Source organism: Zafaria sp. Z1313 (assembly GCF_050563205.1).
GTDB lineage: Bacteria > Actinomycetota > Actinomycetes > Actinomycetales > Micrococcaceae > JAZDCJ01.
On the sequence record NZ_JBNWUK010000031.1, the window covers coordinates 1 to 12,954 of the forward strand.

Genomic DNA, 12,954 nt, shown 5'->3' on the forward strand with positions numbered 1-12,954 from the left:
CGAGGTTCGGCAGGTCCGGGTAGAGGGGGTGGGCGGTGGCGAGGGCCTCGACGCGTTCCTTCAGGCCGGCCAGGGTCTCCGGATCGGCACCGTTTTCGTCGGTCCCGGCGATCAGGGCCTCGGCGATCACGTCCGCGACCTCGGCGAACGCTGCCTCGGAGAAGCCGCGTGTGGCCAGGGCCGGGGTCCCGATCCGCAGCCCCGAGGTCACCATCGGCGGGCGCGGATCGAACGGGACCGCGTTGCGGTTCACCGTGATCTCCACGGACGCGAGCAGATCCTCCGCCTGCTGCCCGTCGAGCACCGAGTCCCGCAGGTCCACCAGCACCAGGTGCACGTCCGTGCCCCCGGTCAAGACGCTGATCCCCCGCGAGGCCACGTCCGGGCGGGTGAGGCGTTCGGCCAGGATCCGCGCCCCGGCCAGGGTCCGCGCCTGGCGTTCGGCGAACTCCTCGCCCGCGGCGATCTTGAACGCGACCGCCTTGCCCGCGATCACGTGCTCCAACGGCCCGCCCTGCTGGCCCGGGAACACCGCGGAGTTGACCTTCTTGGCGATCTCCGGATCGTTGGAGAGGATGATTCCGCCGCGCGGGCCCGCCAGCGTCTTGTGCGTCGTGGAGGTCACCACGTGCGCGTGCGGGACCGGGGAGGGATGCAGCCCCGCCGCGACCAGGCCCGCGAAATGCGCCATGTCCACCATCAGGTACGCCCCGACCGCATCCGCGATCGCCCGGAAGCGGGCGAAGTCCAGCTGCCGCGGATACGCCGACCAACCGGCCACGATCAGCTTCGGCCGGTGCTCCAACGCCAGGGCCTCGACCTCGTCCATGTCCACCTCGTAGCTGGACTCGTCCACCCCGTACGGGACGATCGTGTACAAGCGGCCGGAGAAGTTGATCTTCATCCCGTGCGTCAAGTGCCCGCCATGGGCCAGATTCAACCCCAGCACCGTGTCGCCGGGACGGATCAGCGCGTGCATCACCGACGCGTTGGCCTGGGCCCCCGAATGAGGCTGCACGTTCGCGAAACCCGCCCCGAAGAGCGCCTTGACCCGCTCGATCGCCAGCGACTCGATCACGTCCACGTGCTCGCACCCACCGTAGTACCGGCGCCCCGGGTACCCTTCGGCATACTTGTTCGTCAACACCGAACCCTGCGCCGCCATCACCGCCTGCGCCGTGTGGTTCTCCGAAGCGATCATCTCCAGACCGCCCCGCTGCCGCGACAGCTCCGCGTCGATCCCCGCAGCGACCTCCGGATCCAACGCGGCCAACGACGCCGTCAACGACCCCGCGACCACCGGCTCATACGTGGTGGTGCTCACTCGACGTCTCCGCCGTTGGCGGAGGCGTAGTCCTGCGCCGAGAGCAGCGGGCCCTCCTCGGAGACCTCGACGGTGAAAAGCCAGCCGGCGCCGTAGGGGTCCTCGTTGAGCAGGGCCGGGTTGTCGATGGCCTCCTGGTTGACCTCGACGATCGTCCCCGTCACGGGGGCGTAGAGGTCGGAGACGGACTTGGTGGACTCGACCTCGCCGCAGGACTCGCCGGCGGTGATGGAGGCGCCGACCTCGGGCAGGTCGACGTAGACGACGTCGCCCAGGGCGTCGGCGGCGATCTGGGAGATGCCGACCTTGGCCGGGGTGGATCCGTCGATCCATTCGTGCTCGGCGGAGTAGCGGAGGGTGGAGAGGACCTTGCTCATGGTGGTGTTCCTTTCGGGAAGGCGGTGCCTGGTGGGTGCTACTTCTGGCGCTGGTAGAAGGGCAGGGTGACGACCTCGAAGGGCTCCGCCTTGCCGCGCAGGTCGACGTCGAGGCGGGTGCCGGTCTCGGCCAGGGCGGCGTCGACGTAGGCGAGGGCCACCGGGTAGCCGAGCGTGGGGCTGGGCTGTCCGGAGGTGACCTCGCCGACCGTCTTGCCGTCCTTCATCACAGGGTAGTGCGAACGCCCGGCGCGGCGGCCGAGGCCCTTGAGGCCGACGAGGACGCGGCGCGGCCCGGCGGCCTTCGCGGCCTCGAGGGCCGCGCGTCCCACGAAGTCGTCCTCCTTCTTGAAGGAGACCACCGGGCCCAGGCCCGCCTCGAACGGCGTCGTGTCCAGGCCGAGCTCGTTGCCGTAGAGCGGCATGCCGGCCTCGAGGCGCAGCGAGTCGCGGCAGGCCAGGCCCGCCGGGATCAGGCCGGCGTCCGCGCCCGCGGCGAGCAGGGCCCGCCACAGCCCGGCGGCCCGCGCGTTGGGAACGTAGAGCTCGAAGCCGTCCTCGCCGGTGTATCCCGTGCGGGCCAGGAGCACGTCGATGCCGGCCACGGCGACCTCGTCGGCGGCGTAGTACTTCATGCCCGTGACGATCCCGGCCGATGCGGCGGGGACGAGTCCGAGCAGGATCGCCTCGGCCGCCGGGCCCTGCACGGCGACGAGCGAGGTCTCGGCGGAGGCGTCGACGACCTCGACGTCGAAGCCGGCGGCCCGCTCGGCCAGCGCCGCGGCGACGGTGGCCGCGTTGCCGGCGTTGGGGACCACGAGGAAGCGGTCCTCGGCCCGGCGGTAGGTGATCAGGTCGTCAATGATCCCGCCGTCGGCGTTGCAGATCAGCGAGTACTTGGCCTTGCCCACGGCCATCACGGCGAGGTTGCCGACGAGGGCGTGGTTCAGGAACGCGGCGGCCTGCGGGCCCTGCACCCAGACCTCGCCCATGTGGGAGAGGTCGAAGAGGCCGGCCGCGCTGCGCACGGCCTTGTGCTCGGCGAGCTCGGAGCCGTACTTGAGCGGCATGTCCCAGCCGCCGAAGTCGGTGAAGGACGCGCCGAGGGCGGCGTGCTCGTCGTGGAGCGCCGTGCGGCGCGAGGTGGTGGTCTGTTCGGTCATGGCGGGTGCCTTTCTTAGTCCTCGAACGCCTCGGGCGCGGGGCAGGAGCAGATCAGGTTGCGGTCTCCGGCGGCGCCGTCGATGCGCCCGACGGGCGGGAAGTACTTGTCCTGGCGCAGGCGGGCCACCGGGAAGGCGGCCTGCTCGCGCGGGTACTTGCGGTCCCAGTCGCTGGAGACGACGGCGGAGGCGGTGTGCGGGGCGTGGCGCAGCGGGGACTCCTCCACGCTGAAGTCCCCGGCCAGGACCTGGTCCATCTCGGCGCGGATGGCGGTCATCGCCTCGATGAAGCGCTCGATCTCACCGAGGTCCTCCGACTCGGTCGGCTCCACCATGAGCGTGCCGGCCACGGGGAAGGACAGGGTCGGCGCGTGGAAGCCGTAGTCGATGAGGCGCTTGGCGACGTCCTCGGCGGTGACCCCGGTCTTCGCGGTGAGCTCGCGCAGGTCCAGGATGCACTCGTGGGCCACGAGCCCGCGGTTGCCCGTGTAGAGCACCGGGAAGTGCTCGTTGAGCCGCGCGGCGATGTAGTTCGCGGCGAGCAGGGCGTTCTTGGTGGCGGCGGTCAGGCCCTCGCCGCCCATCATGGCGACGTACGCCCAGGAGATCGGCAGGACGCCCGCGGAGCCGTACGGCGTGGCCGTGACGGGGGTGCCGTCGTTGCCGTTGGAGGCGCCGGCCGGGGAGCCGGGGAGGAACGGCACGAGGTGCTCGGCGACCGCGACGGGGCCGACGCCGGGGCCGCCGCCGCCGTGCGGGATGCAGAAGGTCTTGTGCAGGTTCAGGTGGGAGACGTCGCCGCCGAAGTGTCCGGGCCGGGCCAGCCCGACGAGGGCGTTCATGTTGGCGCCGTCGATGTAGACCTGGCCGCCCGCGGCGTGGACCTTGTCGCAGACCTCGCGCACGTCGGCGTCGTAGACGCCGTGCGTGGACGGGTAGGTGATCATGATCGCGGCGAGCGCGTCGCGGTGGGCGTCGATCTTCGCGTCGAGGTCGGCGGCGTCGATCGTGCCGTCGGAGGCGGTCTTGACGACGACGACCTTGAGCCCGGCGAGGACGGCGGAGGCCGCGTTGGTGCCGTGCGCGGAAGCCGGGATGAGGCAGATGGTGCGGGAGTCGTCGCCGTTGGCGAGGTGGTACTGGCGGATCGCGAGCAGGCCCGCGTACTCGCCCTGGGACCCGGCGTTGGGCTGGATGGAGACGCCCGCGTAGCCCGTGATGGTGCTCAGGCGCGCCTCGAGGTCGGCGATCAGCTCGCGCCAGCCGGCTGTCTGGTGCTCGGGGGCGTAGGGGTGGATGGAGGCGAACTCCGGCCAGGAGATGGACTCCATCTCGGCGGTCGCGTTGAGCTTCATGGTGCAGGAGCCCAGCGGGATCATGGTGCGGTCGAGCGCCAGGTCGCGGTCGGAGAGCCGGCGCAGGTAGCGCAGCATCTGGGTCTCGGAGCGCACGGAGTGGAAGATCGGGTGGGTCATGAACTCCGAGGAGCGTTCGACGCCGGACGGCAGTCCCGTCCCGGCCGCCGCCTGGGCCTCGGCGACCCGGGCGTCGGCGTCGGCCACGCCGAAGGCCGCGGCCACGGCGGCGAGGTGCGCCGCCGTCGTCGTCTCGTCCGTCGAGACGCCCACGGTGTCGGCGTCGACGAGGCGCAGATTGACCCCGGCCTCCTCGGCCGCGGCGACGACCGCGGCGGCGCGACCCGGAACGGAGGCGCGCAGGGTGTCGAAGTACTCGGTCCCGGCCAGCTCGATCCCGGCGCCGGCGAGGACGTCCCCGAGCGCGCGGGCGGCGAGGTGGGTGCGGCGCGCGATCGCCTTGAGTCCGTCGGGTCCGTGGTAGACGCCGTACATCGACGCCGTGATGGCCAGGAGGGCCTGCGCCGTGCAGATGTTGGACGTGGCCTTCTCGCGGCGGATGTGCTGCTCGCGGGTCTGCAGGGCGAGACGGTAGGCGGGGGCACCGGCGTCGTCCTTTGACACGCCCACGAGGCGGCCCGGGAGGGAGCGCTCGAGGCCCGCGCGGACGGCCATGTACGCGGCATGCGGGCCGCCGAAGAAGAGGGGGACGCCGAAGCGCTGCGTGTTGCCGACGGCGATGTCGGCGCCCTGCTCGCCCGGGGGGACGATGAGGGTCAGGGAGAGGATGTCGGCGGCAACGGTGACCATGGCGCCGCGCTCCTTGGCGGCGGCGATGATGCCCGCGTGGTCCACGACCCGGCCGGAGTCGCCCGGCTGCTGCAGCACGATCCCGGAGATGTCGCCCTCGGGCAGGCCCGCGGCGAGGTCGACGACCTCGACCTCGAAGCCGAGCGCCTCGGCGCGGCCGCGGACGACGTTGATGGTCTGCGGGAACAGGTCGGCGTCGAGCACGGTCTTCGCCTCGCCCTTGGCCTTGTTGGCCCGGCGCATGAGCAGCACGGCCTCGGCGACGGCGGAGGCCTCGTCGAGCAGGGAGGCGTTGGCGATCGGGAGCGCGGTCAGGTCGCCGACCATGGTCTGGAAGTTCAGCAGCGCCTCGAGGCGGCCCTGGGAGATCTCCGGCTGGTAGGGGGTGTACGCGGTGTACCAGGCCGGATCCTCGAGGACGTTGCGGAGGATGACGGGCGGGGTGCTGGTGCCGTAGAAGCCCTGGCCGATCATCTGGGTCTTGACGGTGTTCTTCGCGGCGAGGGCGCGGAGGGCGGCGAGGGCCTCCTCCTCGCTCAGGGCGGCGGGGAGCTCGAGCGGGGCGTCCTGGCGGATGCCGGCGGGGACGGCGGTGTCGACGAGCTCGTCGAGGTCCGCGTAGCCGAGGGCCTCGAGCATGGTCCGGGCGGCGTCGGAGGCGAGGCCGATGTGGCGGTCGGCGAAGACCGGCGCGGCGGAAGCGGTGGAGGTGGTGGCCGTGGTCGCTGTCATAAAAGGGAACTCCCGTGGTGGTCGGTGTGCACGCACGCCGAATGAGCTTCGGTTCCCTCCCCGACTCTGTATTGGACCTGAGAGATTCCGCGGTTCCCGGTCTCCCGGGTCCCGCTTGCACCGTCGGTGAGTCTGCGCGACTTCTTTCCAGAGTGGCCTCTGCGCGGCGGTACGGGGGCCTGAGAGATTCCCGGGGAGGAAATTGCTCCTACGGCGCCCGCCCATGGCTTGAGCGGGTCTCTCCCGCCGCATGTCGATGGCCGTGCCCCTGCGGGCACCCGTTCATTGTATTCCGAGACGCGCGCCACATCCAAGTGGCCCGGCCGTGCTACGGGGCGAGCCGGACGTAGCCGGGGTACTTGGCCGTGAGCGCATCGCCCGAGGACGTCCCGGTCAGGCGGCGCTTGACCCACGGCAGCACGTGCTCCCGGCCCCACGCGGCGTCCGCCTTGAGCTTCGCGAGCCGGCCGAGGGCGGGCGCGGCCTCCAGCTCCGGGGTCCGGATGGCGTCGGAGGCGCGGAGCACCTCGAGGACCTTCTTGGCCATGAGGGTGTGCCCGGGCGTGCCCATGTGGAGCCGGTCGCGGGCCCAGTAGCGCCAGTCCTGGAACTCACGCCAGCGCCAGTAGTCGGCGATCACGGCGCCGTGCCGCTCGGCGATCTCGCGCACCCACTCGTTGTAGATCGCGGTCCGGCCGCGGGTCTTGCCGAAGACGGCGGAGCCGGCGGAGTCGAAGCCCGTGAACAGGAGCACCTCGGCGCCGGAGGCACGCAGCGCGGCGACGGCGCCGGCGTAGCCCTCCATGAGCTCGTCGATGTCCACGCTGGGCCGCAGGATGTCGTTGCCGCCCGCGTACAGGCTCGCGAGGGTGGGCTTGAGCTCGAGCGCGGCGGGCAGCTGCTCGTCGACGACCTGGCGGATCTTCTTGCCGCGGATGGCGAGGTTGGCGTAGCCCCAGCCGGGGTCGGCCGCGCACAACTGCTCCGCGACGCGGTCCGCCCAGCCGCGCGCGCCGTTGGGGCGCGACGGGTCGTCGTCGCCGACGCCCTCGGTGAAGGAGTCTCCCAGTGCCACGAAGCGCTTGCCGTATTCCACGATCCCCAGCCTACGACGCGCCCCCGCACAGTCCACACCCAGCCGGCCGCGGGAGGCTGGAGGCACAGAGGGCGGCCCGCCGGGGCGGCCCCCGTCGAAGGGAATCCACCGTGCAGATCCGCCACGCCGTCTTCGCTTCCGTCGCCTCCGTCGGCCTCGTGGCCGCGGGCTGGCTGGGAGGAACCGCCCTCCAGCCCGCGGGAACGACGCCGGGGCCCGGCCCCTCTTCATCCGTCGCCGTGGGCGCCCCCTCGGAGTGGTCCCCGCTGCGGCCCGTCGAGCCCGGTGCCCTGCGCAGCGGCACCGCGGTGCAGTTGCTCAGCAGCGCGCCGCCGCGCGTCCCCGGGGAGCGGGAGCCGGTCGAGGGGAACGCGGCGTGAACGCGGCGGACGGCGGCATACCGGGCCTTGAACTGCACGTTCCCGGCGACCGGGCGGAGCTGCACGCCGCGCGGGAGGCGGTCGGGCGCGGAGCGGCGGGCCTGACGGGGCACGCGGCCGTGGCGGCGGCCGGGGACGTGTTGGCGGCCCTGCGGCTGCCGCATTGGGCTCTCTGTTGCGGCGGCTACGTGTATTGCGCCGGATCGCCGTTCCCGGCCCCGCCGGACACCGCGGATCCCTGCTATGGCGATCCGTTCTACGGCCGCCCGTGGCGGGCCGGGATCACGGCGCCGCGCACGGCCTCGTCGTCGCCGGGGGAAGCGGAGCTGCTGGCCGACGTACCGCTCGCGGGCACCCCCGGCTTCACGGCGGCGATCGCGACCGAGGCCGGCGACCGGGCGGACGCGTTCGCGCAGGTCAGCGTGCTGGCCGAGGACCTCGGCACGGCACGTTCACTGGCCCTCGCGGTCCTGCGCGCCGGGCAGGGGGCGCTGCGCCGCGGCGGCCTGGCCAGTGGCACGGCGGGTGGCACGGCGGCCGGCGGACGCCTTGCCGAGGTGCTCGCCGTCCCCTGGGCCTCGCCGGGCCGGCCCGGAACGCCGCTCGCGACTCACGGCTGGCCGCGGCACCCCGCGCCGACGGCCCACGGGTGGCCCCTCCTGGGGCTCGAGGCGGTCCGGCCAGGATCGGGCCCTCAGCCGGCGAGCAGCGCCTGGCGCAACGCCACGGTGAGCCGGCCGCCGCGGGAACCCGTGCCGGATTCCTCGGCGCGGGCCGGCACGTAGCCGAAGGCGGTCCCGTAGGCGGGATCGCAGAACGCGAGCGAGGCGTTGGCGCCGTCATGTCCGAACGCCTGCCAGGAGCCGAAGTCGTTGCGCGGCTGGGACTTCATGAACACGATCCCGAAGGCGCCCATGAGCCCGTGCGAGCGATCCGGGCCGAAGACCTGTTCCTCGGCGAACGCGGTGCGCACGCCCTCCGACAACAGGGGCTCGGAGACGGCACCCGTGCCGTCGTCGATCCCGGTGCCCGCGGCGGCGTAGAGCCGTGCGAGCCCGCGCGCGTTCGCGACGCCGCCGGCCGCCGCGATGCCCGCGGCCCGGACGGCCTTGACGTTGGGCAGGTCGAGGATGTCCGTGCTGGGGCCGTCCGGCCCGTCGAAGCCGGACGTCGAGTTCACGGCGAGCCCGAAGTGGCCGTAGGGGTCGATGAATCCCGGATCGGGTCGCTGGGCCGGCTTGAGCACGTCGCGGTAGCGCGGCTCGAGCTCCTCGGGCAGGCCCAGGTGGAAATCGATGCCGTAGGGGGCGCGGACGCGGCGCTCGTAGATGTCCTGCAGGCGTTCCTCGGCCGTGCGGCGGGCGAGCTCCTCCATGAACACGCCGATACTCAAGGCGTGGTAGGCGTGGGCCGTGCCGGGCCGCCAGCGCGGGGCGGCGGCTCCGAGGATCCGGGCGCCGAGGCGCGAATCGAGGTACTCCTCCTGCGTGAGCCCGCCGTCGACCCCCTGCAGCCCGGCCTGGTGGCTCAACAGCAGCCGCACCGTGACGGCCTCCTTGCCGTTCGCGGCGAACTCCGGCCAGTAGGCGGCGACGGGCGCGTCGAGGTCCAGGACGCCTTCCTGGACGAGCAGCGCCATGACGATCGCGGCGGCTCCCTTGGAACAGGAGAAGACCCCGGTCAGCGCCGCGGGATCGGCGTCCGGGCCGACGGCGAGGTCCAGCACGGGCCGTCCCTCGTGGTAGACGGCGAGCTGCGCCGTATAGCCGGGATCCTCTTCCGCGTAGCTGCGCAGCAGCTCGGCGACCGACTCGAAACGCGGATCGACGGTGGCCTGGGGCCGGGTGGTATCACTCACGCCCCTAGTCTAGGGACACGGGCAAGCCGCGCCGCCGGCGTCCGGTGTCAGGTTTCCGGCGTCTCCTGCCGCAGGCGCAGGCGCCAGCGGCCCGCGTCGCGCTGCCAGAGGGATCCGACGGCGGTGGCCGCCCCCGGGCCCACGAGCCGGTAGGCGACGTGCACGGCGTCGGGGCCGATCGGTGCGGCCTCGAGGAGCTCGAACCGCCAGGGCGCGTGCCGTCCGGCCCCGGCCTCCTGCCCGGCCTGTTCCACGAGGAGCGCGATCACGGCGTCGCGCTCGCGCCACGCGCCGCCCGATCCGATCTCGCGGAACGCGGGGTGCAGGAGGTAGCTGAGTTCGCCGACCTCGGCGCGGACCTGCGGGTCCAGCAGCGCGCGCTCGAGTGCGACGACGGCGTCGACGTCGGCCGATCCCGTCCCCGTCTCGGCGGGGTCCTCGAAGGCGGCGAAGAGCGTGTCCTGGCCGGTGGAGGCAGCAGGGGCGGCGGACCGTTCCGCGCCGGGGAAGCCGGGGCCGGCGTCGACCCTGGATCCGCGCTGGTAGGCCGTGGCCGCGGCCCGGGCGCGCACGTCGGCGGCCTCGTTGAGTCCGTGGCCGGCGTGGCCCTTGACCCACTCGAAGCTGTAGTCGCGGCCGGCGATGGCCGCGTCGATGTCCTTGAGCAGCTCGACGTTGAGGACGGGCTTGCCGTCAGCCTTGCGCCAGCCCTTGCGCTTCCAGCCCGGCATCCACTTGGTCACGGCGTTGATGACGTACTGCGAATCGCACAGCACCCGCAAGTGCTCGTCCTTGACGTGCTCCGTCGCGCGGAAGAGGTCCAGAACGGCCATGAGCTCGCCCATGTTGTTGGTTCCGTGCGGCCACCCTCCGGCGGCCCAGCAGGAATCGTCGACATACCAGGCCCATCCGGCGGGGCCGGGGTTGCCCAGGGCGGAACCGTCTGCGGCAGCGGTGATCGTCATGGATTCCATCCTGCCACCGCCCGCCGACGGTTCGGCAACCGGCGCGGTCCGTGCGGGTGGCTTGCAGCCCTAGGCGGGGTAGAGCGGATTGTGTCCCGCGGCCACGCGCTCCTCCGCGCGGACCGGGCCGGGGGCGGTTCCCGCGCCGAACGGCGAGCCGCCGAGCGCCTCGCGCCCGTGGGGTTCGAGCCAGCCGGACAGGTCCGGCCCGGCGGGGACGATCTGCGTGGGGTTCACGTCCTCGTGGACCACGTAGTAGTGGCGCTTGATCTGCTCGAAGTCGACCGTGTCGCCGAAGCCCGGCGTCTGGAACAGGTCCCGCGCGTAGGCCCAGAGGACGGGCATCTCGCTGAGCTTGTTCCGGTTGCACTTGAAGTGGCCGTGGTAGACCGGGTCGAAGCGGACGAGCGTCGTGAAGAGCCGCACATCGGCCTCGGTGATCGCCTCCCCCATGAGGTAGCGCTGCCCGGCGAGCCGGTCCTCGAGCCAGTCGAGGGCGTTGAAGAGCCGGGCGAAGGCGTCGTCGTAGGCCTCCTGGCTGCCGGCGAAGCCGCAACGGTAGACGCCGTTGTTCACCTCGGTGAAGATCCGTTTGACGACGGGCTCCATGTGCTCGAGCTGCTCGGCCGGCAGGAGGTCCGGCGCGCCCTCACGGTGGTGGGCCCGCCATTCGGTGGAGAAGTCCAGGGTCATCTGCGGGTAGTTGTTGGTCACGACGCGACCCGTGGGGATGTCCACGAGGGCGGGGACCGTGATGCCGCGCGGATAGTCCGGGAATCGGGCGAGGTAGTTCTCCTGGAGGCGCTCGGTGCCGAGCACGGGGTCCCGGCCGCCCGGGTCGAGGTCGAACGTCCAGGAGCGGGAGTCGTGGACGGGACCCGGCGTGCCGAGCGAGATCGCGTCCTCGAGCCCGAGCAGCCGGCGCACGATGATGGCCCGGTTCGCCCAGGGGCAGGCCCGCGCGGCGATCAGCCGGTAGCGTCCGGCTTCCACGGGCCAGGACTCGGCACCCTCGGACAGCCCGCCGTACGGGTTCCCGATCGGGTCGCCCGTCGCGCCGTCCGAGGCGGCGACGGCCTCCGGATCGGCGACGACGCGGTCCTCGATGTAGTTCGTGTCCCGCGTGAACTCGCCCCCGGTGATGTAGGAGCCCTTCGTGGTGTACTCGTTCTCGCCCATGAGCACACCTTAGACCGGTGGCGTGCGCTTAGCCTTGATCCACCGACCGTCACGCTTGAGGTGGGACGTAATTAAGCACGAAATGCCCGTCTGACCGGGAAGAATGGGACTTGTTCAGGGTTCCGTTCCACCGCGATGAGAGGGCATCTCGTAGATGCAAGTTTCCCACACCCGGGCCGCACTGTCAGTTTCCTTCGACGAACCGAACCTCGTCGGTTCCGCGGGGTTGGTGCCGGTGATGGAACTGGCGCGAGAATCGGGCTTGCACTCACTGGCCGGCAGGCAGCTGACGGTGCCGACGGACAAGGGCGCCAATGCCGGGGCGAAGGTCGCGGCCTTGGTGGCTGGCATGTGTGCCGGCGCCGATTCGATCGACGATATGGCGGTACTGCGCCATGGGGCGATGAAGCGGGTCTTCAGTGCCTGTTATGCGCCCTCGACGTTGGGCTCGTTCCTGCGCGCCTTCACCTTCGGGCACGTCCGCCAGCTCGACGCGGTCGCCACCCGGCTCTTGGCGAACCTGGCCGACCGGGCCCCGCTACTGGGCGCTCCGGCAGACGGCGCAGGAGGATTCGTGTTCGTGGATGTGGACGACACGATCATCGAAGTCCACGGCTACGCCAAGCAGGGCTCCGGATACGGATACTCCGGAGTCCGCGGGCTCAATGCCCTGTTGGCCACCGCCAGCACCGAGACTACGGCCCCGGTGATCCTGGGCCAACGCCTGCGCCGCGGCGCGGTGGGCTCCCCACGCGGGGCCTCCCGGTTCGTCGCCGACGCACTGGCCACCCTGAAGCGAATGCCTCCGGCCGCCGGCACCCGGGTACTGGTTCGCGCCGATTCCGCCTTCTACGGACACCCCACCGTGGCTGCCGCGCTCACCGCGGGGGCCGATGTCTCCGTCACCGTGCGGATGGACAAAGCAGTCAAGAAGGCCATCGCCACCATCGACGAGCAGGCCTGGACCGGCATCAAGTACCCACAGGCGATCTACGACGAGGGCACCGACACCTGGACCTCGAAGGCCGAGGTCGCCGAGGTCCCCTTCACCGCCTTCACATCCCGGAAGAAGGCCGAGAGGATCCCCGGACGGCTGGTGGTGCGCCGGATTCCCGAGTTGAACCCCAAACACGGCGACGGGCAGCCGACCTTGTTCGACACCCACCGGTTCCATGCCTTCTTCACCACCACCGATCCCGAGGTCCTGGATACCGTGGCCGCCGACAAGGCCCACCGACAACACGCGATCATCGAGCAAGTCAACGCCGATCTCAAGGACAGCGCCCTGGCCCACCTGCCCTCCGGACACTTCTGGGCCAACAGCGCCTGGCTGGCCTGCGCGGTGATGGCCTACAACCTCACCCGTGCAGCCGGGATCCTCGCCGCCGGGACCTTCACCCGGGCCCGCACCGGCACTATCCGGGCCCGGCTGGTGAACCTGCCGGCCCGGATCGTCTCCAGCGCCCGCAGAATCCGGATACGCCTGCCCGAGTCCTGGCCCTGGCAGCAAGCCTTCGAACGACTCTTCACCGCCCGCCACCGGCCACCGCAGCCCGCATAGAAGCCATCCACCAGCCGACACCGGCGCGACAGAGGGAACCCACCGTGGAACACGACCGGCAGCGAGGCCGGCTACACGGTCATGCCAAAATCCCGCTCAAGGCTGCTTCAGAAATCCAGCCCCCGACTACATCGCCCGTCGGTGGATCGAGGCT

11 protein-coding genes and 1 riboswitch are annotated in these 12,954 nt (G+C 71.8%); of the genes, 3 read left to right on the forward strand and 8 right to left on the reverse strand.

Going from position 1 to position 12,954, the window contains the following annotated elements:
• From glyA to ACQ3I4_RS15955, 5 genes are all read right to left on the reverse strand, one after another.
• The coding region (gene glyA / locus ACQ3I4_RS15935) for a serine hydroxymethyltransferase (protein ID WP_329864065.1) at nucleotides 1–1,324 on the reverse strand (1,324 nt) is incomplete at its 3' end.
• The gene (gene gcvH, locus ACQ3I4_RS15940; protein ID WP_329864067.1) at nucleotides 1,321–1,701 is read right to left on the reverse strand and encodes a glycine cleavage system protein GcvH; all 381 of its coding nucleotides are present in this window, start codon (nucleotides 1,699–1,701) and stop codon (nucleotides 1,321–1,323) included. The genes glyA and gcvH, both read right to left, overlap by 4 nt.
• A 38-nt stretch (nucleotides 1,702–1,739) precedes the next feature.
• Entirely contained in the window at nucleotides 1,740–2,864 is a 1,125-nt protein-coding gene (gcvT, locus tag ACQ3I4_RS15945) for a glycine cleavage system aminomethyltransferase GcvT (RefSeq protein ID WP_329864068.1), read from the reverse strand.
• Between the two features lie 14 nt (nucleotides 2,865–2,878).
• Nucleotides 2,879–5,761, reverse strand: coding sequence for an aminomethyl-transferring glycine dehydrogenase (gene gcvP / locus ACQ3I4_RS15950; protein WP_329864069.1), 2,883 nt, complete (start codon nucleotides 5,759–5,761; stop codon nucleotides 2,879–2,881).
• A 157-nt stretch (nucleotides 5,762–5,918) separates the two neighbouring features.
• A riboswitch (glycine riboswitch) is annotated at nucleotides 5,919–6,017 on the reverse strand.
• 72 nt (nucleotides 6,018–6,089) lie between these two features.
• Entirely contained in the window at nucleotides 6,090–6,857 is a 768-nt protein-coding gene (locus ACQ3I4_RS15955) for an SGNH/GDSL hydrolase family protein (RefSeq protein WP_329864071.1), read from the reverse strand.
• 110 nt (nucleotides 6,858–6,967) lie between these two features.
• On the opposite strand from ACQ3I4_RS15955, the gene ACQ3I4_RS15960 reads away from it, so the two are divergent.
• On the forward strand, nucleotides 6,968–7,237 hold the full coding sequence (locus ACQ3I4_RS15960) for a hypothetical protein (protein ID WP_329864072.1): 270 nt from the start codon (nucleotides 6,968–6,970) through the stop codon (nucleotides 7,235–7,237).
• Nucleotides 7,234–8,022 (forward strand): hypothetical protein, encoded by a 789-nt coding sequence (locus ACQ3I4_RS15965; RefSeq protein WP_329864073.1) that lies wholly within the window; start codon nucleotides 7,234–7,236, stop codon nucleotides 8,020–8,022. The genes ACQ3I4_RS15960 and ACQ3I4_RS15965 overlap by 4 nt, the downstream gene beginning before the upstream one ends.
• Here the strand turns inward: ACQ3I4_RS15965 and ACQ3I4_RS15970 are convergent.
• From ACQ3I4_RS15970 to ACQ3I4_RS15980, 3 genes are all read right to left on the reverse strand, one after another.
• Nucleotides 7,932–9,095, reverse strand: a complete 1,164-nt coding sequence (locus ACQ3I4_RS15970) for a serine hydrolase domain-containing protein (protein ID WP_329864074.1) — start codon at nucleotides 9,093–9,095, stop codon at nucleotides 7,932–7,934. The genes ACQ3I4_RS15965 and ACQ3I4_RS15970 overlap by 91 nt on opposite strands.
• 47 nt (nucleotides 9,096–9,142) lie before the next feature.
• The gene (locus ACQ3I4_RS15975; protein WP_329864076.1) at nucleotides 9,143–10,060 is read right to left on the reverse strand and encodes a ribonuclease HI family protein; all 918 of its coding nucleotides are present in this window, start codon (nucleotides 10,058–10,060) and stop codon (nucleotides 9,143–9,145) included.
• Between the two features lie 69 nt (nucleotides 10,061–10,129).
• Complete coding sequence (locus ACQ3I4_RS15980; protein ID WP_329864078.1) at nucleotides 10,130–11,239, reverse strand: glutathione S-transferase family protein; 1,110 nt, start codon at nucleotides 11,237–11,239, stop codon at nucleotides 10,130–10,132.
• 154 nt (nucleotides 11,240–11,393) lie between these two features.
• Here ACQ3I4_RS15980 and ACQ3I4_RS15985 point away from each other — a divergent pair, with 154 nt between their 5' ends.
• Nucleotides 11,394–12,800 (forward strand): IS1380 family transposase, encoded by a 1,407-nt coding sequence (locus tag ACQ3I4_RS15985; protein ID WP_430632959.1) that lies wholly within the window; start codon nucleotides 11,394–11,396, stop codon nucleotides 12,798–12,800.
• Nucleotides 12,801–12,954 lie beyond the last annotated feature (154 nt).

Bases quoted from the DNA above. Each gene is read 5' to 3' on its own strand.
- gcvH (WP_329864067.1), bottom strand. From the start codon at position 1,701: ATGAGCAAGGTCCTCTCCACCCTCCGCTACTCCGCCGAGCACGAATGG.
- gcvT (WP_329864068.1), bottom strand. From the start codon at position 2,864: ATGACCGAACAGACCACCACCTCGCGCCGCACGGCGCTCCACGACGAG.
- gcvP (WP_329864069.1), bottom strand. From the start codon at position 5,761: ATGACAGCGACCACGGCCACCACCTCCACCGCTTCCGCCGCGCCGGTC.
- ACQ3I4_RS15975 (WP_329864076.1), bottom strand. From the start codon at position 10,060: ATGACGATCACCGCTGCCGCAGACGGTTCCGCCCTGGGCAACCCCGGC.
- ACQ3I4_RS15980 (WP_329864078.1), bottom strand. From the start codon at position 11,239: ATGGGCGAGAACGAGTACACCACGAAGGGCTCCTACATCACCGGGGGC.
- ACQ3I4_RS15985 (WP_430632959.1), top strand. From the start codon at position 11,394: ATGCAAGTTTCCCACACCCGGGCCGCACTGTCAGTTTCCTTCGACGAA.